Raw genomic sequence first — 574 nt, forward strand, 5'->3', positions numbered from 1 at the left:
CGGATTGATCCGAGTGGTTATATTTCACTGAATCCATTTCGGGGAATAAGCAGAAGTTTAATTAAGTTTGCAACTAAAATATTCGGGGCCGAACTGACCAATATTGCCGGCAACATCGCTTCTGCGTTTTGTGGTCCGGCAGTCGCTGGGTGTGCAGCAATATGGAACTACGAGTTCACAAGAGCGATGGGGGGCTCTTCTTCACAGGCGTTTAAGGCTGGAGCAATAGCTGCTGTCACTGCTCAGGCATTCAGGTCGATTGGTGAGCATTTCGCGGCAGCCAATGTTCAAAATGTTGATGATGTTGTGTTTGGAGGTGCACAATTTGGAGACTACATAGATTTTGGAGGTAATTTACTAACTAAAGGCCAAGTTGTTGCTCAAATCGTGGCACATGCTTGGGTAGGTGGTATCGCTTCAGTAGCTAGTGGAGGTAAGTTTGGTCATGGGTTTGTGAGTGCTGGTGTGACCAAGGGAGCCGGTGGCGCGTTCCTGCCAGGCGGTGCTGGGCTGAGTGCTACCCAGATAGCAAAAGGCACGGTAGTCTCGTCGATTATTGGTGGTACAGTCTCAG

General features: G+C 49.1%; 1 protein-coding gene. It reads left to right on the forward strand.

Features of this window, described 5'->3' with window-relative positions; all coding sequences use genetic code 11:
• Positions 1–574: hypothetical protein (locus CWB98_RS24040; protein ID WP_212751155.1), on the forward strand; the 574-nt coding region annotated here is incomplete at both ends.

The organism is Pseudoalteromonas rubra, assembly GCF_005887115.1.
Classification (GTDB): Bacteria; Pseudomonadota; Gammaproteobacteria; order Enterobacterales; family Alteromonadaceae; genus Pseudoalteromonas; species Pseudoalteromonas rubra_F.